21 protein-coding genes and 2 riboswitches are annotated in these 21,826 nt (G+C 36.8%); of the genes, 13 read left to right on the top strand and 8 right to left on the bottom strand.

All coding sequences use genetic code 11. The annotated features are described in order from the left end of the window. The first annotated feature begins 319 nt into the window (after window positions 1-319). The 3 genes from FG390_RS10455 (at window position 320) to FG390_RS10445 (ending at window position 2,878) form a co-directional block, all read left to right on the top strand. Complete coding sequence (locus FG390_RS10455; RefSeq protein ID WP_141190983.1) at window positions 320-1,525, top strand: MFS transporter; 1,206 nt, start codon at window positions 320-322, stop codon at window positions 1,523-1,525. Continuing rightward, a complete protein-coding gene (locus tag FG390_RS10450; protein WP_141190982.1) occupies window positions 1,525-1,920 on the top strand; it encodes a carboxymuconolactone decarboxylase family protein in 396 nt (131 codons plus the stop codon). Before FG390_RS10455 ends, FG390_RS10450 begins: the two co-directional genes overlap by 1 nt. A gap of 121 nt (window positions 1,921-2,041) precedes the next feature. Next, window positions 2,042-2,878, top strand: a complete 837-nt coding sequence (locus FG390_RS10445) for a helix-turn-helix transcriptional regulator (RefSeq protein ID WP_373681550.1) — start codon at window positions 2,042-2,044, stop codon at window positions 2,876-2,878. A gap of 104 nt (window positions 2,879-2,982) precedes the next feature. On the opposite strand, the gene FG390_RS10440 is transcribed toward FG390_RS10445, so the two are convergent. After that, on the bottom strand, window positions 2,983-3,360 hold the full coding sequence (locus tag FG390_RS10440; protein ID WP_246092835.1) for a hypothetical protein: 378 nt from the start codon (window positions 3,358-3,360) through the stop codon (window positions 2,983-2,985). A gap of 172 nt (window positions 3,361-3,532) precedes the next feature. Between FG390_RS10440 and FG390_RS10435 the strand changes: the two genes are divergently transcribed. Further along, window positions 3,533-3,802, top strand: a complete 270-nt coding sequence (locus FG390_RS10435) for an ACT domain-containing protein (RefSeq protein WP_141190980.1) — start codon at window positions 3,533-3,535, stop codon at window positions 3,800-3,802. Between the two features lie 14 nt (window positions 3,803-3,816). After that, window positions 3,817-5,172 (top strand): PFL family protein, encoded by a 1,356-nt coding sequence (locus FG390_RS10430; RefSeq protein WP_141190979.1) that lies wholly within the window; start codon window positions 3,817-3,819, stop codon window positions 5,170-5,172. A gap of 146 nt (window positions 5,173-5,318) precedes the next feature. Here the strand turns inward: FG390_RS10430 and FG390_RS15785 are convergent, their stop codons facing one another. Further along, entirely contained in the window at window positions 5,319-5,474 is a 156-nt protein-coding gene (locus FG390_RS15785; RefSeq protein ID WP_181406462.1) for a hypothetical protein, read from the bottom strand. 266 nt (window positions 5,475-5,740) lie between these two features. Next, a riboswitch (FMN riboswitch) is annotated at window positions 5,741-5,891 on the top strand. Window positions 5,892-6,110: 219 nt separating this feature from the next. On the opposite strand from FG390_RS15785, the gene ribD reads away from it, so the two are divergent. The 4 genes from ribD to ribH all read left to right on the top strand — a co-directional run bounded on the left by ribD (window position 6,111) and on the right by ribH (window position 10,083). Continuing rightward, window positions 6,111-7,202 (top strand): bifunctional diaminohydroxyphosphoribosylaminopyrimidine deaminase/5-amino-6-(5-phosphoribosylamino)uracil reductase RibD, encoded by a 1,092-nt coding sequence (gene ribD, locus FG390_RS10425; protein WP_141190978.1) that lies wholly within the window; start codon window positions 6,111-6,113, stop codon window positions 7,200-7,202. Between the two features lie 4 nt (window positions 7,203-7,206). After that, window positions 7,207-7,848 carry a riboflavin synthase gene (ribE, locus tag FG390_RS10420; protein ID WP_141190977.1) on the top strand — a complete coding sequence of 214 codons (642 nt, stop codon included), beginning with the start codon at window positions 7,207-7,209 and terminating at the stop codon, window positions 7,846-7,848. Between the two features lie 18 nt (window positions 7,849-7,866). Then, window positions 7,867-9,060, top strand: a complete 1,194-nt coding sequence (locus FG390_RS10415) for a bifunctional 3,4-dihydroxy-2-butanone-4-phosphate synthase/GTP cyclohydrolase II (RefSeq protein ID WP_141190976.1) — start codon at window positions 7,867-7,869, stop codon at window positions 9,058-9,060. A gap of 552 nt (window positions 9,061-9,612) precedes the next feature. Beyond that, window positions 9,613-10,083, top strand: coding sequence for a 6,7-dimethyl-8-ribityllumazine synthase (gene ribH / locus FG390_RS10410; RefSeq protein ID WP_141190975.1), 471 nt, complete (start codon window positions 9,613-9,615; stop codon window positions 10,081-10,083). A 59-nt stretch (window positions 10,084-10,142) separates the two neighbouring features. Here the strand turns inward: ribH and rarD are convergent, their stop codons facing one another. Together rarD and FG390_RS10400 are read right to left on the bottom strand one after the other, a co-directional pair. Continuing rightward, window positions 10,143-11,069, bottom strand: coding sequence for an EamA family transporter RarD (gene rarD, locus FG390_RS10405; RefSeq protein ID WP_141190974.1), 927 nt, complete (start codon window positions 11,067-11,069; stop codon window positions 10,143-10,145). 32 nt (window positions 11,070-11,101) lie between these two features. Then, the gene (locus FG390_RS10400; protein ID WP_141190973.1) at window positions 11,102-11,638 is read right to left on the bottom strand and encodes a flavodoxin family protein; all 537 of its coding nucleotides are present in this window, start codon (window positions 11,636-11,638) and stop codon (window positions 11,102-11,104) included. Between the two features lie 302 nt (window positions 11,639-11,940). Between FG390_RS10400 and FG390_RS10395 the strand changes: the two genes are divergently transcribed. Together FG390_RS10395 and FG390_RS10390 are read left to right on the top strand one after the other, a co-directional pair. Then, window positions 11,941-12,138 carry a CsbD family protein gene (locus FG390_RS10395; RefSeq protein WP_141190972.1) on the top strand — a complete coding sequence of 66 codons (198 nt, stop codon included), beginning with the start codon at window positions 11,941-11,943 and terminating at the stop codon, window positions 12,136-12,138. Between the two features lie 589 nt (window positions 12,139-12,727). Beyond that, window positions 12,728-13,930, top strand: coding sequence for an aminotransferase-like domain-containing protein (locus tag FG390_RS10390; RefSeq protein WP_141190971.1), 1,203 nt, complete (start codon window positions 12,728-12,730; stop codon window positions 13,928-13,930). A gap of 278 nt (window positions 13,931-14,208) precedes the next feature. On the opposite strand, the gene serC is transcribed toward FG390_RS10390, so the two are convergent. Continuing rightward, a complete protein-coding gene (gene serC, locus FG390_RS10385; RefSeq protein WP_141190970.1) occupies window positions 14,209-15,294 on the bottom strand; it encodes a 3-phosphoserine/phosphohydroxythreonine transaminase in 1,086 nt (361 codons plus the stop codon). 212 nt (window positions 15,295-15,506) lie between these two features. After that, entirely contained in the window at window positions 15,507-16,493 is a 987-nt protein-coding gene (locus FG390_RS10380) for a DMT family transporter (protein WP_141190969.1), read from the bottom strand. 296 nt (window positions 16,494-16,789) lie between these two features. Here FG390_RS10380 and FG390_RS10375 point away from each other — a divergent pair, with 296 nt between their 5' ends. Beyond that, window positions 16,790-17,707 carry a LysR family transcriptional regulator gene (locus tag FG390_RS10375; protein ID WP_141190968.1) on the top strand — a complete coding sequence of 306 codons (918 nt, stop codon included), beginning with the start codon at window positions 16,790-16,792 and terminating at the stop codon, window positions 17,705-17,707. A 164-nt stretch (window positions 17,708-17,871) separates the two neighbouring features. Here the strand turns inward: FG390_RS10375 and FG390_RS10370 are convergent, their stop codons facing one another. Further along, on the bottom strand, window positions 17,872-19,206 hold the full coding sequence (locus tag FG390_RS10370) for a 5'-deoxyadenosine deaminase (protein WP_141190967.1): 1,335 nt from the start codon (window positions 19,204-19,206) through the stop codon (window positions 17,872-17,874). 113 nt (window positions 19,207-19,319) lie between these two features. Continuing rightward, window positions 19,320-19,420, bottom strand: a riboswitch (purine riboswitch). 567 nt (window positions 19,421-19,987) lie between these two features. Here FG390_RS10370 and FG390_RS10365 point away from each other — a divergent pair. Then, window positions 19,988-20,980, top strand: a complete 993-nt coding sequence (locus FG390_RS10365) for a Gfo/Idh/MocA family protein (RefSeq protein ID WP_141190966.1) — start codon at window positions 19,988-19,990, stop codon at window positions 20,978-20,980. Window positions 20,981-21,040: 60 nt separating this feature from the next. On the opposite strand, the gene FG390_RS10360 is transcribed toward FG390_RS10365, so the two are convergent. After that, window positions 21,041-21,607: a LysM peptidoglycan-binding domain-containing protein gene (locus tag FG390_RS10360; protein ID WP_141190965.1), complete on the bottom strand. Its 567-nt coding sequence runs from the start codon at window positions 21,605-21,607 to the stop codon at window positions 21,041-21,043. Between the last annotated feature and the right edge of the window lie 219 nt (window positions 21,608-21,826).

Genomic DNA, 21,826 nt, shown 5'->3' with positions numbered 1-21,826 from the left:
AAACTTTGGATTCAAACAGTCGTGGCAAGCCCTTACATAACCTATCGCTATTTTGAAGGTTGCTCCCAATTAATGAAAAGGGAACTGAAAGGTTATATCAACCTATTAATCAATCTTTATAAACACTTCCTATTTATCTTGTTATGATGAAATATAAAATGTATATTTTTTTCTCCAGTCATTTAAGTTCCGGTACTAGCTATTAAGTAAGTTAGTTTAATTTAAATATTACAGGGGTACTTTTTGTACCAGTATAACTACGCTCCTATGAATAGGGGCGTTTTTTTTATAATCTTAATTCAGAAAGTGAGGTGAGGGAATGGAACAAAAAAGATCAATATCAAGACGTACCGTGCTGTTAATGGCCATCACGTGCGGCTTCACTGTTTCCAATGTATATCTTAATCAAAATTTATTATTAAGCATGGCAGAAACTTTTCGTATTTCATCAACAGAAATAGGTATAGTAGCGACTCTATCACAAGTTGGTTATGCGATAGGTAATTTAACTCTTGTGCCGTTAGGGGATCTATTTGAAAGACGAAAAATGATTTTATCGTTATTAATGTTTGTCTGTCTAAGTCTTGTTGCTTCTGCGCTGTCACCAAATTTTATTTGGTTGATCATGGCTAACTTATTTTTAGGTTTCTTTACTATTGTGCCGCAAATTATCGTGCCATTAGCTGCTAGTTTCTCTATCGATAAGGAGCGTGGAAAGGTATTAGGTAATGTCGCCATAGGATTAGTTTGTGGAATATTAGGTGCCCGTTTTATTAGTGGTGTGGTGAATAATTATTTGGGTTGGCGATCGATGTATTGGATCTCATTTGGATGTACACTTGTGATCATTTTACTGATAAAAATGCACTTACCTAAAAGTAAAGGGATTCAATCTATGAAATATGGTGAGTTACTTCAATCACTTTGGCCACTTTTTCTTAGAGAAAAAATATTAAGGAGAGCCTGCGTAAGTCAAGCTATGATGTTCGGGGCATTTAGTTTGTTTTGGACAACGTTAGTTTTCCGTTTAAGTCATTCCCCATTTCATTATTCAAGCAGTGTAGCAGGAACAATTGGTTTAGTGGGGATAGGAGGAGCTTTTGCTACCCCTATCATTGGACGAATCATTGACCACAAAGGAGCAACATTTGCAAACATTTTATGTATGTTGCTTGGTTTCATTTCTTTTATGCTCTTTACTATAGGGAATACCTCTTTAATAGCTATTGTTATCGGTAGCCTCTTTATTACCATGGGAACACAAGCCAACCAGGTTGCTTGTCAAGCCCAAATTTTCCTACTTCCTGAGGAAATACGAAGTCGATTAAATGGCATTTATATGGTATCTACTTTTTTAGGAGGAGCACTGGGCTCTTATTTAGGTACTCTCGCTTGGAGTCACTATAAATGGGGCGGAGTATGTTTTGTTGGTTTAATTATGATCATTGTTGCATTTACTTCAGCTTTTGGTTTGAAGAAAAAAATAAATACAGAAGCAAAAGTGTCACAAAGGAGAGGACAATAATGATAAAAAAAGATGAAAACTTCGAAAAAGGTTTAAATATTTTAAAACAAATAGACAGTGAGAATTATGAAAGTATTGTAGATAGCTTTAAAGATTCAATTGCTCCGGATTTGGGGACATTGGCTGTTTCATTTAATTATGGACAAATTTTTTCTAGGCCAGGCTTAGATTTGAAGTCACGCCTTCTGGCCACTGTTGCTGGCTTAACAGCTATGGGTAATATTGAGCAACTGAAATTTTATATAAATGGAGCACTAAACGTTGGATGGACTGAAGAAGAGATTGTTGAAGCTATGATGCAAATGATTATTTATTCAGGGTTTCCGAGTGGATTGAATACAATTTTAACAGTAGCTACAGAAGTTTTTGAAGATAGAAAAGCAAAGAATATATAAATTAACGTATGGTCGAATTTAAAACAAAGTTTCTTTTCAGAGTGGGAAAATTCCCGCTCTCTTTATTTTTTGATATTCTAAGTTAAAGACTCCTAAAAAGAATAGTCGGGAGGAATGAACTGTGAGTATGGATAAAGAAAGAAAAAAAGAACTAGGAAAATTTCTTAAATCAAAGAGAGGAAAAATATCACCTACAGAGTTTGGTTTACCTATTGGTAAAAGAAGAAAAGCAATAGGATTAAGAAGAGAAGAACTATCTCAGTTAGCAGGAATTGGTTTAACTTGGTACACGTGGTTGGAACAAGGACGTGATATTCAAGTTTCAACACAAGTGTTAGATAGTATCTCAAGAATTTTAAAATTAAATCATGAAGAACGGAAACATATTTACCTGTTAGCAAACCATCAAATCCCTTTGGACAACAATTCTGATATAGTCGATACCTTACATCCAGTTGTACAAAATTTCATTAACCATCAAAAAGATTGTCCGATATATGTGACTAATGAAAAATGGGATGTAATATCTTGGAATAAAGCGGCTTGTAAAGTTTTTGGGGATTTTACTAAAATGAGTTCAAAAGAGAAAAATGCTCTTTGGAGATGTTTTTGCTCTAAAGACTATAAAGAACTCCTTGTAAATTGGGAAGATCATGCGAAACGCTTACTTGCACAATTTAGAGCAACAACCAACCGATTTATTGGTGAAAGATGGTATAAAGATTTAATCGATGAATTAAGAACCACTAGTGAAAAATTCAACAATTGGTGGGGGGATCAAGAAATTTTAGGTACACCCATTGGGGAAAAAGAAATTAGACATCCTTACATAGGAACATTATTTATGGAACATATGACATTACAAGTTTATGATTCTCCAGATCTTAAGTTAACGATTTATCGGCCTTTGGAGAAAGGTCATACGGCAGAGAAAATGGAAAGATTATTAAATGGTTAACATTAGTCGCATTTTCCTAGAATAAAAAGAAAATAACGACTATTTTTTAAAGCCGATGGAAAAGCCCTTGGTCTTTTTCTTGGTCAAGGGCCATCTTTTTATCATTAGTAAGGATATGGATAGTAAGGATAGTAATAAGGATAAGGATAGAAGAATGGAAAGACGAATTGGAAATATGGAAAGCGATAAGGTCTAAATCGACGGTATCTTGGATAACCACCATAACCACCGCCATAATATCTTTCATCGGATGATTCTCTTTCACTTTCACTTACGTCTTCAGGAACCAATAACATAACATGTTGATCGTCCATACCTGTTAGAATACCTTCTATTTTTTTACCATCTTTCATTTGACCAACAACATGATAATTCATATACTTTTGGCAAATTTGTTTAATATTACTTTGTTCCTGATCTCTAAGAAAATCAGAGTTCATATCAAAACCTTGCTGACCAATTTGTTCATTTTCTGGATACATACGTCATACCTCCTCCTTTGCCATACCAAGATATGCACCTATGTCTGTTTAGGTTACGGGATATTTTAAATTCCTAAGATCTTTAGTTTTCAATTATGTCGAAATCTAATCGTGTACGGCCCTCTTTTTCACGTATAATAGAGTTAGTATATATAAGGAGTTGTTGTTTTAAATGAGGGCCATATTGACGGTTATAGGAAAAGATAATGTCGGGATCATTGCTGGTGTAAGCCAAAAATTAGCGGATCTCAATGTTAATATATTAGATGTCAGTCAAACGATTATGAATGGTTATTTTACGATGATGATGATCCTTGACCTTGAAAAAGTGACAGAAAGCTTTGATGATATAAAATCGTCGCTTGCCGCGAAAGGCGAAGAATTACACGTGCAAATTAAAATTCAACGCGAAGAAATATTCAAATCAATGCACAGTTTGTGAGGTGGTATAAAATAATGGAAACAACACAAATACTCGAAACCATACGTATGATCGAAGAGGAAAAGTTAGATATTCGTACCATTACCATGGGCATTTCATTACTGGATTGCATAGACTCCAATGGAGAAAAAGCGCGACAACGTATTTATGAAAAAATAACAAGTAAAGCCAAACATTTAGTTGAAGTTGGGGAACACATCGAATCTGAATTCGGTATACCGATCATTAATAAACGTATTTCTGTAACACCAATTGCACTCATTGCAGGAGCTACAGATGATCAAGATTATGTCGCTTTTGCCAAAACCCTAGATAAAGCAGCAAAAGAAGTTGGAGTCAATTTTATTGGCGGTTTTTCGGCTTTAGTTCAAAAAGGATACAGTAAAGGTGATCGGATCTTAATTCAATCCATTCCTGAGGCGCTTAGCGTAACTGAACGTGTTTGTTCATCTGTCAATGTTGGCTCCACTCGCTCTGGGATTAATATGGATGCAGTAAAAGAACTTGGGACGGTTGTGAAGAAAACAGCTGAGTTGACGGCTGATACTCAAGGATTAGGCTGTGCGAAGCTAGTTATTTTTGCGAATGCAGTCGAAGATAACCCGTTCATGGCAGGTGCTTTTCATGGTGTTGGTGAAGCCGATTGTGTCATAAATGTCGGTGTTAGCGGGCCAGGAGTCGTTAAACGAGCGCTTGAAAAAGTTAAAGGTGAACCTTTTGATGTTGTGGCAGAGACAGTAAAAAAAATTGCTTTCAAAATAACAAGGATGGGCCAACTGGTAGGTCAAGAAGCTTCTAAACGACTTGGTGTTCCTTTTGGTATCGTTGATTTGTCGCTTGCTCCTACACCTGCTGTTGGAGATTCTGTAGCCCATATTTTAGAAGAAATGGGACTTGAAGTCGTCGGTACACATGGCACAACAGCAGCTCTTGCTTTATTGAACGATGCTGTTAAAAAAGGCGGCGTTATGGCATGTGGACATGTAGGTGGATTAAGTGGAGCGTTCATTCCAGTTTCAGAAGATGCAGGAATGATCGATGCCGTAAATAAAGGCTCACTCAATTTAGAAAAACTTGAGGCAATGACAGCCATTTGTTCAGTTGGTCTTGATATGATCGCAATACCTGGGGATACACCAGCAGCTACAATATCAGCGATGATTGCCGACGAAGCAGCCATCGGTGTAATCAACAATAAAACGACAGCGGTTCGAATCATTCCAGCTCCAAATACAAAAATTGGTGATACAGTTGAGTTTGGTGGATTACTTGGACATGCCCCCGTTATGAAAGTGAATCCATTTTCCGCTGATGACTTTATTGCTCGAGGTGGACGCATTCCAGCCCCAATTCATTCATTTAAAAACTAATAATTTATATGAGGATGAATCCTGTTAGAGGATTTGTCCTTTTTTTTATGAAATACAAGGTAGCTGGTTTAGATAGATGATGGTATGTAAGAGGAATTACGGGGTGTTAGTAAGAGAGTGTTTTAAAAAGGTTTGATGAAGAGTCGTTAGCTAAGCTTTTTGTTATTAAGAACTCTATAGCCAAACGCGAGGAATTGAGCGGCTGATTCTTTTTTTATCACGAGGATGACTTTGTCATTAGTAATCAGAATCTCATCATGATGAATAGATTCATTATTTTCTGAATCAAGGATTCTTACCAAGTAATCACCTCCTTATTTGATATTTATAAGCTGTCAGAAGTTCCCTGTTAAATAACCTCAAATCGATTTGCACAATATAGGGGAAAAATTGTCCAACATCGGCTGACTTGCAATATAAGAGTATCATAAAAAATGACTTGAAAACGTGTATTTACAATATGTTTGAGTAAACTTTACAAAGATGATCGAAGTCAAGTTTAAAACAAAAAAGATGCATTTCTTTTTTACTTCTGTTAAAATAGGACCACAATAACATATCAACGAATTTAGTCCTTCGGGGTAGGGTGAAATTCCCAACCGGCGGTGATGATATTTTTAGTGTATCTAAGCCCGTGACCCGGTTATCTCTTTAAGATAAGCGGTGGATTCAGTGAGAAACTGAAGCCGACAGTACAGTCTGGATGGGAGAAGGATCGTAAATGAGTGTAAAATAAACGTGTGATTTTTTGTGTTCATTTCTGTTCAATATAGAGATGCAGCAAATCAGCTTATTTATTCTGCCATTATAAGCAAATTTGTAAAACTTAAAAAACACACCCTTGATTTGACACGAATTCTATGATTATAGACTCATCAACCCTGAAGATGTTTTCTTCAGGGTTTTTAACTTTGGATAAAAATGAGTAGGTGTTTACATTGAATGATCAAGATTATATGAAACTCGCTATAGATTTAGCAAAAGCAACGATAGGTCAGACAAGTCCAAATCCTGCAGTAGGTGCAGTAGTTGTGAATCATGGTGAGATCGTCGGCATGGGAGCTCATTTAAAAGCGGGAGAAGCACATGCGGAAGTCCAAGCTCTTCGAATGGCAGGCGAGCGAGCAATAGGTGCTACGATTTATGTCACATTAGAACCTTGTTCTCATTTTGGTAAAACACCGCCTTGTGCTGATTTAATTATTGAAAAGGAATTAAAAAGAGTGGTTGTAGCTTCCAATGATCCGAATCCTCTTGTTTCAGGTCAAGGTTTAGAAAGAATAAGACAAGCAGGAATTCAGGTAGAGACAGGCGTTTTGAAAGAACAGGCTGATCAACTCAATAAATTTTTCTATCATTATATGAAGAAGAAGCTTCCGTTTGTGACATTGAAGACTGCTAGCAGTATAGATGGAAAAACGGCCACAGTAACGGGTGAGAGTCAGTGGATAACTGGGGAAGAGTCTCGCCAGGATGTTCATCAACTTCGTCATCAACATGATAGTATTCTTGTTGGCGTCAATACGGTCATAACAGATAATCCGAGCTTAACGACTCGATTACCTCATGGTGGGAAAAACCCGATTCGTATTATTTTAGATACGCATTTAAGAACACCAGAAGAGAGTCAAGTGATCAAAGATCAAGCGGCGCCAACATGGATTATGACAGGGTCTCAAATTGATCAAGAAAAGAAACGTCGTTTGATAAAACAGGATCAAGTCACTATTTATGAGCTACCAGTCGATAAGATTAAGATAAAAGATGTTCTCCATCTTCTTGGGGAGAAACTGGTCACATCTCTTTTAGTTGAAGGCGGAGCAACCATTCATGAAAGTTTTATAAAAGAAGCTTGCTTTGATGAACTCATCATGTATTTTGCCCCTAAGATTATTGGTGGCGAAAAGGCACCTTCCATTTTTGGTGGAATAGGCATTTCAAAACTATCGCAAGCTATTCATATGAATATTGAATCTATCGAAAGAATGGGTCAAGACTTTAAAGTCACAGCTAGGCCTGAAAGAAGGTGATGTCTTGTTTACTGGGATTGTAGAAGAAGTGGGAGAAGTTCAAAGTATAACTAAAAAAACTGATGCGATTCAGTTGTCAATACAGGCATCTGAAATATTAAATGATACGAAGTTAGGAGAAAGCATTGCGATCAATGGCGTCTGTTTAACCGTTACTTCTTTTTCAAAAAATGGATTTGATGCGGATGTTATGCCGGAAACCATTAAGGGGACAACTTTAAAATGGCTAAAACCCCATCATGAAGTAAACCTAGAGAGGGCAATGTCGGCTAATGGAAGATTTGGTGGTCATTTCATGACAGGTCATATTGATGGCGTTGGACAAATTAAACATATTTTAACAAAGGGTAACGCCATTTATATGACGATACAAGCGGGCGCGCAGATTACAAATAGATTGGCTCTTAAGGGTTCGGTAGCTGTGGATGGGACAAGTTTGACACTATTTGATGTGACTACGACGTCGTTTACCATCTCACTAATTCCACATTCGGCCGAATTCACCATTTTAGGCAAAAAAAGAGTGGGAGATCATGTCAATATCGAGTGTGATGTCTTACAAAAGTATATTAATCAAGAACCAACGACGACACCATCCAGTTCAATTACAATGGATTTTCTCGCAAAACATGGTTTTACAAATTAGTTGTTAGGGATGATACGTATGAAAAATTCAATAGATGAAGCCCTTCGTGATTTAAAAGAAGGTAAACCGATTATTGTCTGCGATGATGAGAATCGTGAAAATGAAGGTGATTTAGTTTCGTTAGCTGAAACGGTAACACCTGAAGTTATTAACTTTATGGCGACACATGGTAGAGGACTCATTTGTACCCCTATATCAGAGGAACTTGCGCAATCTCTTGGTTTAGCTCCGATGGTCAGCCATAATACCGATGCCCATCGAACGGCATTTACCGTTAGCATAGACCATAAGACGACGAAAACAGGGATTAGCGCCTTCGAACGTTCAAAAACGATTCAAGCCTTAGTCGATGACCATGCAACAGCCAGTGATTTCAACCGTCCAGGGCATGTCTTTCCGCTTATCGCAAAATCTGGGGGCGTTTTGAGGCGTCAAGGTCACACGGAAGCAGCGGTGGATCTAGCTAAATTGTGCGGTGCCAAACCAGCAGCCGTTATCTGTGAAATCATGAACGACAATGGTACGATGGCGCGTTATCCAGAGCTTGTTCAAATGGCACAGAAATTTAAACTTTCCATCATAACAGTCAAAGATTTAATCGCCTATCGGAAAAGTCACGAGGCTATCATTAATCGAGAAGTTGAGATTCATCTTCCGACGTCATTTGGCGACTTTAAAGCCGTTGGTTATACAAGTCTGATTGATGATAAAGAGCATGTTGCCTTAATAAAAGGGGAGGTATCAGACGGTGAACCGACCCTCGTCAGAATACATTCAGAGTGTCTAACAGGGGATGTCTTTGGATCACACCGGTGTGACTGTGGCCCTCAATTGCATGCAGCTTTGCAGACGATTGAAAAAGAAGGTAAAGGCGTCCTTCTCTATCTTCGCCAAGAAGGAAGAGGAATTGGGCTAATGAATAAATTAAGGGCCTACGCCCTTCAAGAACAAGGCTATGATACAGTTGAAGCCAATGAACAATTAGGTTTTCCAGCTGATATGAGAACCTTTGATATTGCGGCCCAAATGCTTCAAGACCTAGGTGTTAAGAAAATTAGACTACTAACAAACAATCCAATGAAAATAGCTGATCTTGAGGCTTTTGATTTCGAAGACATTGAACGGGTTCCATTAGAAATGCCTGTTTTAAAGGAGAATGAGCGTTATATGCATACTAAAGTTGAGAAGATGGGGCATTTGTTACATTTATAAGAGGAAGTTCAAAAAGTCCGGGAAAAATAACTGTCGAATTTCTGCGTCAGCTTGCTTATCCGTTCCTCACGTATTAAAACTATACGTTCCGGTACTCAAAGCGTCGCTTCCTTGAACTTCTGGGTTCTTTTTGTCCTCCTTTTTGAACATTTATAAGAGGAAGTTCAAAAAGTCCGGGAAAAATAACTGTCGAATTTCTGCGTCAGCTCGCTTATCCGTTCCTCACGTATTAAAACCATACGTTCCGGTACTCAAAGCGTCGCTTCCTTGAACTTCTGGGTTCTTTTTGTCCCCCTTTTTGAACATTTTTAAGAGGAAGTTCAAAAAGTCCGGGAAAAATAACTGTCGAATTTCTGCGTCAGCTTGCTTATCCGTTCCTCACGTATTAAAACCATACGTTCCGGTACTCAAAGCGTCGCTTCCTTGAACTTCTCGGTTCTTTTTGTCCTCCTTTTTGAACATTTTTAAGAGGAAGTTCAAAAAGTCTAGAAAAAAGCTAAAAAATTGAGAATTAACAAATCACTTTAATACAGCATAAGGAGAGAATAAAAGATGAATACAGTATTTGAAGGACATTTAATTGGTACAGATTTAAAAGTTGGTATCGTGGTTGGCCGTTTCAACGAATTTATTACAAATAAATTACTATCTGGTGCTCTTGATGCGTTAAAGCGCCATGGTGTTGCAGAAGATAATGTGGATGTGGCATGGGTGCCAGGGGCTTTTGAAATCCCATTGATTGCAAAAAAATTAGCAGAAACTAAAAAATATGATGCCATTATCACATTAGGAACGGTTATTCGCGGGGCAACACCTCATTTTGATTATGTATGCAGTGAAGTGTCAAAAGGGGTTGCATCACTCAATCTCCAAACGGGAATTCCGATTGTCTTTGGTGTATTGACAACCGAAAATATCGAACAGTCAATCGAACGTGCTGGAACAAAAGCAGGAAACAAAGGCTGGGAAGCTGCTGTTAGTGCCATTGAAATGGCGAATTTAACGGCAAGTATTGAAAAGTAAATTGACAGAAAGAAAGGCTTGCTTCTATTTTTGAAGCAGGCCTTTCTTTTTATATAAAGTTACTTAACTCGAATAGAATGCCCTTTTGGAAGCAGTCTTGTCATAAATTTGGTTCCTGACAGTGAGAAGACAATGAGAGCGACCCAAATGAACATAAAGGAGATTAATTGAACATGAGAGAAAGATTCTTTAAAAACGGTAAGACCAAGTATGAGTGTCATCGTTGGTGCGATATATTGAAAAAACCCGAGCATTGAAAGAGGTATCCTCTTCGCTGCTTCCGCAAAACAAAGCAATGGCAAGGCGGTTGCAACCCCTGTTCCAATTAATAAAATGGTCGTCAAGACCGAAATATTCCCAAAAGCAGCCGTGCCTTTTGCTTGAATAAAGATGAGAAACCCAGCAGCAATTGGTGTGACAAAAAGGGTTTCATAGGTTAAGCCAATGGTGGAATCGAAATGAATAAATTTCTTAACAAGACCGTAAAACCCAAAAGATAAGGCTAAGGTTAATGCCACATATGGAATTTGACCATATTCGATCGTAAGAATTAAAACACCAACTGTCGCAAATCCAATCGCTACAATTTGCCATAAATTAAGTTTTTCTTTTAAAAAGATAATGGCCAGTAAAATACTAATGAGCGGGTTAATATAATAACCTAAACTCGTCTCAATGACATGCCCATTATTAACAGCCCATATGTACACACACCAATTAATGCTGATAAGAATGGCCGCTAAAAAAACGAGTATAAAATTCATTGGTTTGAATAGTACCTTAAAATTAACCATAAAGTCATGAAATCTCTTGTTCCAAATTAAAAGAACCATCATGAAGATGAAAGCCCAAAAGATTCGATGAGCCAATATTTCAAAAGCAGGGACTTCATTTAATGGTTTCCAATAAAGCGGGAAAATCCCCCACATAAAATAAGCGCCGATAGCACAAAAAATACCGATTTGATTTCTGTTTTCTGAATTCATTCCTTTGCCTCTTTTTCTATAATATTTCATTCTTATAACCTATTAAATACTTGACGATAAAACTTCACTTGATTCATCGTTTCTTGATCTTCTAAAACATCACCCGGTTTATTCCCTTTACCAAGAATATACCCTTCAAAAGAAGCACCTACAAAATCAAAGATATACTGAAATTGCATAATCAGGGGTAGTCCCTTTGTCTTTGGTTCATCTCCTCCAACGGTAACCACATACATCTTTTTCTTATACATGCCTTGTTTAAAATTAAGTGATGGATCTCGCATACTTTGTGACCAACGATCAATGAAATTTTTCATAAGGCCACTCATCCCATACCAATATATCGGAGTCGATAGGATAATAATGTCGTTTTCCAATACTTGTTTAATAATGGGTTGATAATCATCCTTTACTGGCTGAAAGCCCTCAGCAGTATGCCTTGCATCAATGATAGGATGGATTTCCTTATCTCTAAGTGCGATATATTCATGTGGAATATTATCTAAGAGGAGATGTAGAAGTGTCTGTGTATTCCCATTATCCCGGCTATTTCCGTCTATAATGAGCATTTTATCACCACCTTGTTAGCCATAAAAGTTTTAAAAATGTCAGTTGATAAATCACTAGCTATATTGTATATCTTAATTATGGTTCAGTAAAATAGATAGATAAGATACGTTCTATCGATTTATCTGATAAAGGGGGATACAGTGAAGTTTAGACATTTGCAAACCTTTAAAACTACTTTAAAAAAGAAGAAAAATTAATCACGCTATAATTTGGATGACATTTTTTAACTCTCCACTAGGCTATGTTTAGATATATCTCGGTTGGGAATATAAAAACTAACCTAAGACAGGAGGTATAATATATGTCAACAAAAGACAAAGTCAAAGCTGCTTATACGAAAGTCAAAGGTGAAGTGAAAGAAAAAGCGGGATATTATACAGACAATGCTGAAACTGAAGCGGAAGGAAAAAAAGACAAGATAAAAGCCAAAGTTCAAGAGAATGTGAACGAAGCGAAAGATTTACGAGATGATTTTGAGAAAAAATTCAATAAACATTAAAGGTAATAAAATTTAAGTCTTGAAATTGGATCATAATAAGGCGGTGTGACATACTTATTGTCATGCTGTCTTTTTATACTTTAAAAGGTTGCTTGAAAAAGTCACCAAATGATAAGCTACGAATCTCTGCGCCCTCTTGTTTTTTCCGGTCCTCATGTAGCGGGTATAAAAGTGGATCTCTAGCTAAAATCGCTCACTTCCTGTGGCTGGCGCCTGAAGCTACTACAACGAGAGGAATGCCGGTCCTAAGGAACACTGGCCAGCTCTTAGCCGCCGATGCCCAGGACGGTCTAGTGCTGGCGTTGTGGCAGGATCCAGCGTACTTAGCCAGTAACCCTTTATATTTGTCACCTTTTTGAACACGCACATTAAGTCCAACTTTGTGAAAAATATAAAAATTTCCACTAATGGATGCTGAAAATTTTTTCTTAAAAGAATCGACAAATTTCATAATCAGTAAAATAAATTGTTCCAAATTGTGATAAGATGTAGGAAATAAAGTAGGTGTTTGTGTTATAACTCATAACGATAGGCATATTTAGAAAAGTATGAGTTATCTCATGATCTATACAAAATTGGAGGCATTAAAATGGGTAGTAAATTTTCAGAACGATGTAATCATGTACAGGCTTCAGAAACAAGAGAAATATTAAAGGTTACCGCAAAACCTGAAGTTATTTCATTTGCGGGTGGGCTTCCAGCTCCTGAACTTTTTCCCATTGAAGATATTAAAGTAGCATGTGAGGCTGTGCTTACAGAATCTGGAGAATCTGCATTGCAGTATAGCACGACAGAAGGCTATGTTCCTTTAAGACAAGAAATTGTTAAACGAATGAAAGATATTGAAATTGAAACTTCTGTTGACAATGTGATCATCACAGGTGGTTCTCAACAAGGGTTAGATTTAACGGGAAAGCTTTTTATTGATGAGGGTGATACCGTCATCTGTGAAAGTCCTACCTATTTAGCTGCCATCAATGCTTTTAAAGTATATAATGCCCATTTTGTTGAAGTGGCTATGGATGACGATGGAATGAAAATGGATGAACTAGAAAAAGCCTTAAAAGCCAATCCAAAGGCTAAATTTATTTACACGATTCCAGATTTCCAAAACCCGACTGGTCGAACAATGAAGTTAGACAGAAGAAAGAAAATGGTCGAACTTGCCAATAAATATGATATCGTCATTGTTGAAGATAATCCTTATGGAGCGGTTCGTTTTGCTGGAGAATCCCTTCCACCTGTCAAACACTTTGATACAGAGGGCCGGGTCATTTACTTAAGTACTTTTTCAAAAATCTTCACTCCTGGATTACGTTTAGGTTGGATTTGTGCAGATGCAGAGTTTATTGAAAAATATGTGGCATTTAAGCAATCAGCTGATTTACATACAGATAGTTTTGCTCAAATGATTACAGCTAAATATATGGAGCTATTTGATATTGAGGCTCATATTCTTAAAATTAAAGAGGTCTACCTGTCAAGACGAGAAAAAATGATGCAATGTATCGACAAATACTTTCCTAAACAAGCCAAACATAGTGCTCCTGAAGGTGGTTTGTTTATCTGGGTTGAATTGCCTGGAGATATTGATACACAGGATATCTTTAATGAATGTATTAAGAATAACGTTGCCTTTGTACCAGGAAAACCTTTCTTCCCAAATAGTGCTCAAAGAAATACATTCCGTTTAAATTATTCCAACATGCCAGAAGATCGTATCGAAGAAGGCATGAAGCGTTTAGGCGAAGTTCTCACTCGTAGTGTTAACGAACAAACGGTAATTAAATAAAGTGAAACTTCCATCAGTGGGGGTCTTTATTAGCCGTTAAGGCGGGATAATAGACAGTGAAAAAACAACTTTTCACTGTCTATTTCTATGTTAATAACTCTGAAAATTCATATATTAGGGATGAACGGGTTGTTTGAAGAAATATAGCAGAAATATTTGAATGGGAATGAGCTATTACCACGGCCAGATAAAAACAACAAATACCAGTGGGAAAAATATAATATAATAAATTATAATTTGAGAAAAAAAGGGCCCGCAAATGGCGGGCTCTTCATGACTTATTTAACTTGTTCTTGGAATTTTTTCATGAAATCAGCAAGTTGACGGACATTTTCAACAGGAACAGCATTGTAAATAGAAGCACGGCAGCCACCAACCGAACGGTGCCCATTTAATCCAACAAAACCGGCTTCTTTAGCTTGATTAAGGAAGTCTTTGGATAGTTCATCTGTAGGAAGAGTAAAAGTCACATTCATTTTCGAACGGCTATCTTTTTCCGCATGTCCTTTATAGAAACCATCACTTTCATCGATAACGTCATACAAAAGTTTTGCTTTTTCGCTATTTACTTTAGCTAGGGACTCAACTCCGCCAATATTCTCTGCCCATTTAAGAACGAGTGATAATAGATAGATTCCTAGAGTAGGCGGTGTATTAAACAAAGAATTACTCTTTGCGTGTGTGTTGTAATTTAACATCGTTGGTAGGCTGTCGCTTGAACGTTCTAATAGATCTTTTTTAATAATAACGACTGTTACACCAGATGGGCCTAAATTCTTTTGTGCACCAGCATAAATGAGATCAAATTGTTCGATATTAATCGGGCGACTAAGAATGTCACTTGACATATCCGCTACGAGTGGAACGGAAAGCCCTTCAGGAAAATCTTGCCACTCCGTACCGTAGATTGTGTTGTTACTTGTGATGTGAACATAAGCTGCATTTTCAGGAATTGTATTTTTATCTAATTCAGGAATGAATGTATAGTTAGAATCCTTACTTGATGCAAGGACGGTCGTTTCACCGATTTTTTCAGCTTCTTTTAATGCCTTTTGGGACCACGATCCGCTCAAGACATAAGCGCCAACTTTTCCCTTTGTCAGGATATTCATTGGAATCATTGTAAATTGAAGACTTGCTCCGCCTTGGAGTAAAAGAACTTCATAGTTGTCGGGGATCGATAATAAGTTGCGTAAACGCATAATAGCTTCATTATGAACATCATCATACGTTTTACTGCGATGGCTTAATTCCATGACGGACATGCCTGTATGGTTAAAGTCCATCCATGTTTTCTTAGCTTCTTCTAGCACCCACTCAGGTAGTGCAGCGGGTCCAGCGTTAAAATTCAATGCGCGTTTCATTGTATGGCCTCCCAAAGTAGCTTTATTTCGCTATTCTGCGAAAGTGAAAATTGTGTAACCCTATTGTACCAAAAGTTAAACCAAATGAAGCGAAAAATATCGAAATTTATAAATTAATTTTTTATTTAAATGAATCAATCTTCACAAAATAGATAACTTTATCCAAAAAAGACATGTAGAAAACAAATCTACATGTCTTTTATAACTTATATTTAATGCGCATGTCGAATAGGACGGTGTTGTCTTCTTGGTTGAGTTTTCCTTTTTGTAAGTTTTGGAGTTTTATTGGTTAATAGGGTTATGGTTGAACCTGCTAATATAAATATGATTCCGATAATAGTATTAATAGTTATAGCTTCATGTATAAGGATTAAAGCAAAGATGGGTGACAAAGCAGGTTTAATAAAGAAGACCATTGAAGCTGTTGTCACATTGGTTGCTTCCATAGCTAAGAAATAAAAAGCGAATCCAAATCCGGTGACAAAGACGCCCACGTAAATTAAGCTAAGTAAACTATGCCAACTAATACCTTGGACAATAGGGATGTTACTAAACGTTTCCATCCCATGGTTCGTGAGCCATGCTGATACCAAAGGCACCCTTGAGATCAGCATGAGCACGAACATTTCGAGACTACCCATTAAAAAACTGAAACTGCTAAGGACAACACCATCAAATCCATTTTTCTTACTTCCTTTACTACCAATAACACCATAAATAGCAAAAGCAAAAGCAGAGAGTAAAGCAAGTAATATACTTAAAGCATGACTTAACTGATAAGGATTAATGATACAGATAATACCTACTAGACTAATCACTAGTGATAAAAAGACTTGTTTGGTTATTTTTTCGTTTAACAAAAAATGGGCCAAAGGAATAACAAAGATAGGGTTACAACTAAACAGGATGGCGACAATCGACGCTTTTCCGTAAATTATCGAAATCTGAAATAAACTCATACTGACAACAACCATTATTAATCCGGTTAAGGCAAAAAAAGTAAAATGCCGTCTTTCAAGGGACACGTTTTTCACGCGTAAATGTTTAATCGCAAGGGGCATTAAGATTAAAGATCCGATAAGAAAACGCATAAATGTAATCTGAATAGAGTTAAAATCATGTGCTGCTTGTTTTAAAGCTATTTCCATCGTGCTAAATAAAATCGCAGATAGAAAAATATAAATAAAACCTTTTTTCATTTTCCTCATTCATCTCCAAATGTTTCGCCAAAGTTGTGAATGTAAATGCATAAAGCAAAGTACCATGATGATGAATTGCCTCGATATGATCAGAATTTTTCCTCACACTAGTTGCATTCATTCTTATAGTATTAGTATAATGATTCACGAAGTATATTTAAAATATCTATAAAGTATCGACGTATACGAAAAGAATATGTGAGTATGATTAAACATAAAAGCCGAGTTATTGATTAACTAAAAGAGTCGATCTGTATTTAAACAACCTCTTTAATAAGATCTAGGAGATGTCAGGTGTGGATATTCGGCAATTAAAGTATTTTTTAGCGGTGTCTGAAGAACAACAAATTACAGCAGCAGCAAAAAAGTTACACATTTCACAACCACCATTAAGTCATCAAATTAAGCTATTAGAAGAGGAGTTAAACGTTCAATTATTTGAGAGAGGGAGTCGAAATGTGCAGCTGACTGAAGCGGGAACTATTTTAAGACACCGTGCTGAGGAAATACTTGAACTCATTAAATTAACCATCAAGGAATTACACGATGTTAATGAAGGAATACATGGCACATTAAGTATCGGTACCGTCGCCTCTTCTTATTCTACCGTCATCCCCGAACGTTTAAGTTCCTTTCATGACAAGTACCCCAATGTTAATTTTCAAATTTGGGAAGGGGATACTTATCGGATAACCGAATTATTGGATAATGGTGTCATTGAATTTGGATTTGTTCGGACACCTTATAATACGGAACACTACGATTCACTCGTTCTGCCTCACAAAGCCCATCATGATCCAATGATCGCCGTGGTAAATCATCATCACAATTTTTTATCTAAAATAGATGCAGATGTAATCTCACTTTCTGCTATGAAAGATAAACCGATTATTATTCATCGAAGATATGAAGAGAAATTAGTTAAGGCATGTAAGAAGTACACATTTAAGCCCGATATGGTTTGTGTTAGTGACGACATTAGGTCCATGTTGACGATGGCAGATGCAGGTCTAGGTATCGCTATTGTTCCAAAATCAACGATACATCTGGTGGCGAATGATCATTTGATTTATAAGGAAATTAATGAACCAAGCTTAGAGACAACTGTAGCGCTTATTTGGGTTCGGAATAGATACTTATCAGCGACTGCCCGTCATTTCATCGCTAAATTTTCAGCTTGGAAGGATCGAATTGAAGAGAAACTTCAAGTTTAAGATAGAACTTTATTAAGGTATAATACTTAGGTTCATCATTTAAAAGAAACAGCTGTATTCGATCTACTTGCTAAAAAACAACTAGCCATAATTACTTAGAAAAGAGCTAAAGAAAAAGGTGGTTTCCTAAACATAAAATAGGATGCCACCTTTTTTATATAGAATCATTTTAAGTTTGCCCGTTTTAGTAGACTTTTCATTGTCTTATTTGATTCGCTTAAGGTTAAGGACTTATCAATTGTTTTCATGATGTGATTTTCCATGACGATTTTTCCATCAATAATCGTTGTTTCCACGTCGGCTCTGGTTGCAGAATAGACGATGCGTGAGATGGGATCCACATCAAACGATGGATAGGTATGAAATTGGTTAAGATCTAAAATGGCTAAGTCGGCTTTCTTGCCGATTTCAAGACTTCCTATTTCATGGCTCATTCCAACGGCTTTAGCTCCCCCAATGGTTGCCATTTGAAAAACTTCTTTTGCATTCATGACGGTTGGACCGTGATGGGGCTTATGAATCAGTGCGGCTAAGCGCATTTCATTAAACATATTGAGGTTGTTATTACAAGGTGCTCCATCTGCTCCTAGACTTAATGTAATACCATCTTGGTGCATATGTGGAATATCAGCGATTCCAGACGCTAATTTTAGGTTAGACCCGGGACAATGGCTTACATTGACTCCTCGTTTTTGAATAATTTTCTTTTCCTCATCATTAAGCCAAATGCAATGGGCTAAAATGAGTCGTTCGTTGGCCAGTCCAATGTGATCAAGATATACAACGTTACGCATGCCTGTTTCAGCTTCAACGATTTCGATTTCTCCCTTATTTTCTGAGGCATGAGTATGTACCTTAACTTGATAGTGATCCGATAGGGAAGAGACTTCTTTTAATAATTCTTCTGTGCATGATATGACAAAACGTGGAGTGAAAGCATATTGAATCCGCCCCTGATCATGTCCGTGCCATTTTTCAAGAAGATCAACACTCTGTTGAATGGAATCAGCCGTGTTCTCTTGTAAACCAACAGGAACTTCATCCCCTTTATCCATCATAACCTTACCTGAAATGGCTCTCATTCCACTTTGACTAATAGCTTGAAAAGCAAAGTCCGTGTGATGAACCGTTTCCATATCAACGATGGTCGTTGTACCGCTCTCAATCATCTCACCTAAACCTAGCATGGCAGAATAATAGATGGATTCTTCATTATGAGCAGCCTCAAGTGGCCAAATACGTTTTTTTAACCAATCAAGTAATTCTAAGTCATCACCTTTTCCACGAAAGAGCGTTTGGCAAAGGTGGATATGGGTTTGAACAAAGCCAGGTATGACGGTACGATGAGTGGCATCTATGACTTTATCAACTGAATTTGAACTTAGATTGGGAGCTATATCTTCAATTCGATCCTCGTTGATTAGAATATCGCCAATAAATATGTCATCATTTTGATTCATCGTAATGATCTCAGCATTTTTAATTAATATTTTCCCCATTAACAATTCCTCCATTTCAAGATGTAAGGTAATTAATGAATAGTATATTCTGTCAAAAGTGAGAAAAATGAAAGTAGCTGTAGAAAATTTAAAATAAAAAAATAAGCTACGAAATATGCGGCGTGCATATTCGTAGCCAGGAATTATCGGTTCCTTAGTAGAGACCCTTAAACCATAACTTTAAGGTTATACGAAACAGAAGGTGTGAAGTTTTACAATTATTATATTAAAGGGTGAGTGAAGAAGGTGCAAGTTTTATGTTAGATAATCTTACATACTTTTTTAGTTTAACGTCATTTTACGTTAGGAAAGTTCACAAACCATTATTGGAACTACTTTTAATATCAAACACCGTTATTAAGTATACAGAATGGCTTACTCAAAAAGCAATAACGAGAAACATGGTCTGGGAAATTTCTGACCAATGTTGAAGTATTTTTAGAGGTTGCTTGAAAAAGTCACCAAATCATAAGCTGCGAATCTCGGCGCCCACTCGTTTTTCCGGTCCTCATGTAGTAAAAACAAGAGGATCGCTGGCTAAAATCGCTCACGTCCTGTGGCGGGCGCCCGAAGCTACCACAACGCGAGGAATGCCAGTCCTAAGGAACTGCGCCGCTCTTAGCCTTCCGACGCCCAGGACGGGCAAGTAACTGGCGTTTCTTGCAGGATGCGTGCGGACTTAGCCAGTAACCCTTTTCATTTATCGCCTTTTTGAACGCGCACTTTTAGAAAAATTCATTTATAATAATGATAGCGCTTATCCTAATAGGGGGGAAATAAGATGAGACTTGCAACAGTTGGTACAAGTACAATTACGGATTCATTTATTGAAGCTGTAAAAATGAGTCATCAATTAACATTAACAGGGGTTTATTCACGATCATTAGATAAAGCGAAAGAAATGGCTAATCGACATGGTGCTACCCATGTTTTTACTGATTTAGGTGAAATGGCCGGAAGTGATACATTTGATATCGTCTATATCGCTTCACCAAATAGTTTACATTTTGAACAATCCATCCAATTCTTAAAACAAGGTAAGCATGTTATTTGTGAAAAACCCTTTTTTTCAACACTAAGAGAATTTCATGAAGCCTACCGAGTAGCTGATGAACAACATGTTTACTTATTTGAAGCGATAAGAAATATTCAAACACCGATATTCAAACGTTTAAAGGAAAATTTACATAAGGTAGGGCCAGTTCGTAATGCAACAATCCAAGTCCAGCAATATTCATCGAGATATGACAAGCTATTAAAAGGTGAAGTTACAAATATTTTTTCACCTCAATTTTCTGGTGGTGCATTGATGGATATGGGTGTATACCCGTTGTATTTGGCTGTAGGTTTGTTCGGTAAACCAATGGAATCTCATTATTATCCGACGATGCTCGAGACGGGAGTCGATGGCAGTGGTACACTTGTGTTGAAATATCATGATTATGTTTGCCAAGTCATTTGCTCAAAAATCACTCACTCATCGAATCCTTCAGAAATTAATGGTGAGAAGGGCATTTTGACTTTTAATAATGCTTCAAGTTTAAAAACGTTAACCTATACAGATCTAAAATCTAACAAAATTGAAGACTATCACATTGATCAATATGAAAATGATAAAGTATATGAAATTCAGAACTTCACAGATATCATCAATCAAAGTGACAGGAATAGATACATGGAATTAAGACGGTTAAGTGAGATTGTATTAGGTATATTGGAAGAATCAAGGAGACAGAACCAAATTATATTTCCAGCAGATCACAAAACATTTTAATAGATTAAATGAAAAACGTCCTATTCGAAAGGAATAGGACGTTTTAGCTATATGTATTGATTAATAATACACCTTTATAGTAACTGTTCTGCGACCCCATTGAATCGCTTTTTTATATGTAGGAACATAGAGGTCAATGACATATTTATTACGATGCATGGCACCGCCAGTATCACCAGCAATTGCATTTCCATAACCAGGAACATAAACTTTTGAACCAAGAGGAATAAGCTTAGGGTTAACTGAGATAACCTTTGTATTTGGATGTTTTCTTAAGTTAATGCCAGTTGCCGTAATTCCACTTCCGCCTGAACTCTTAATTGTATAGGCTGTACTGCTAACTCTAATGGTTCTGTATTTTTTGCTGCTGACCTTTTTGCTCGTTGTTTTCTTCTTAGCAGCTGGTTTAGATCCTGAGACTTTAAGTTTTTGATGTATTTTAATTCGATCTGATTTCAAGTGGTTCCAAGATTTTAATTGGCTAATAGAAACATGATATTTTTTTGATATTTTCCAGAGACTGTCTCCACTTTTAACGGTATAAGTATTTGCATGTGCAAAAGCACCAGTAGAAACGCCAAGAGATAAGACAACGACAGTGCCTAATGATAATATAAATTTTTTCAAATTCCCGTCTCCCTTTATCTTTTTCTCAGTGACTCTACTTTACCAAGAAAATATGACAGGTTCATTTCATAGATTTGCTAATTACATTACAAAAAAATTGTCGTTTGTAACAAAACGATTAAAATAGTGCGTTATGTTAAGAGAATATTAAAAAAGGGAAATAATTACATGGATTATGGATTGTTTGATAGCTAAATCAATCATTTAAGTTTAAAAAAT

Source organism: Terrilactibacillus laevilacticus, from assembly GCF_006517395.1.
Taxonomy (GTDB): domain Bacteria; phylum Bacillota; class Bacilli; order Bacillales; family Sporolactobacillaceae; genus Terrilactibacillus; species Terrilactibacillus laevilacticus.
Note: the sequence above shows the minus strand (reverse complement) of the source record. Positions and strands in the feature narration are given on the sequence as shown.

What these genes read in the sequence shown, in the direction of transcription:
- FG390_RS10455 (WP_141190983.1), top strand. Translation starts at nt 320, where the DNA reads ATGGAACAAAAAAGATCAATATCAAGACGTACCGTGCTGTTAATGGCC.
- FG390_RS10450 (WP_141190982.1), top strand. Translation starts at nt 1,525, where the DNA reads ATGATAAAAAAAGATGAAAACTTCGAAAAAGGTTTAAATATTTTAAAA.
- FG390_RS10440 (WP_246092835.1), bottom strand. Translation starts at nt 3,360, where the DNA reads ATGTATCCAGAAAATGAACAAATTGGTCAGCAAGGTTTTGATATGAAC.
- FG390_RS10435 (WP_141190980.1), top strand. Translation starts at nt 3,533, where the DNA reads ATGAGGGCCATATTGACGGTTATAGGAAAAGATAATGTCGGGATCATT.
- FG390_RS10430 (WP_141190979.1), top strand. Translation starts at nt 3,817, where the DNA reads ATGGAAACAACACAAATACTCGAAACCATACGTATGATCGAAGAGGAA.
- FG390_RS10415 (WP_141190976.1), top strand. Translation starts at nt 7,867, where the DNA reads ATGAAAAATTCAATAGATGAAGCCCTTCGTGATTTAAAAGAAGGTAAA.
- ribH (WP_141190975.1), top strand. Translation starts at nt 9,613, where the DNA reads ATGAATACAGTATTTGAAGGACATTTAATTGGTACAGATTTAAAAGTT.
- rarD (WP_141190974.1), bottom strand. Translation starts at nt 11,069, where the DNA reads ATGAATTCAGAAAACAGAAATCAAATCGGTATTTTTTGTGCTATCGGC.
- FG390_RS10400 (WP_141190973.1), bottom strand. Translation starts at nt 11,638, where the DNA reads ATGCTCATTATAGACGGAAATAGCCGGGATAATGGGAATACACAGACA.
- FG390_RS10395 (WP_141190972.1), top strand. Translation starts at nt 11,941, where the DNA reads ATGTCAACAAAAGACAAAGTCAAAGCTGCTTATACGAAAGTCAAAGGT.
- FG390_RS10390 (WP_141190971.1), top strand. Translation starts at nt 12,728, where the DNA reads ATGGGTAGTAAATTTTCAGAACGATGTAATCATGTACAGGCTTCAGAA.
- serC (WP_141190970.1), bottom strand. Translation starts at nt 15,294, where the DNA reads ATGAAACGCGCATTGAATTTTAACGCTGGACCCGCTGCACTACCTGAG.
- FG390_RS10380 (WP_141190969.1), bottom strand. Translation starts at nt 16,493, where the DNA reads ATGAAAAAAGGTTTTATTTATATTTTTCTATCTGCGATTTTATTTAGC.
- FG390_RS10370 (WP_141190967.1), bottom strand. Translation starts at nt 19,206, where the DNA reads ATGGGGAAAATATTAATTAAAAATGCTGAGATCATTACGATGAATCAA.
- FG390_RS10365 (WP_141190966.1), top strand. Translation starts at nt 19,988, where the DNA reads ATGAGACTTGCAACAGTTGGTACAAGTACAATTACGGATTCATTTATT.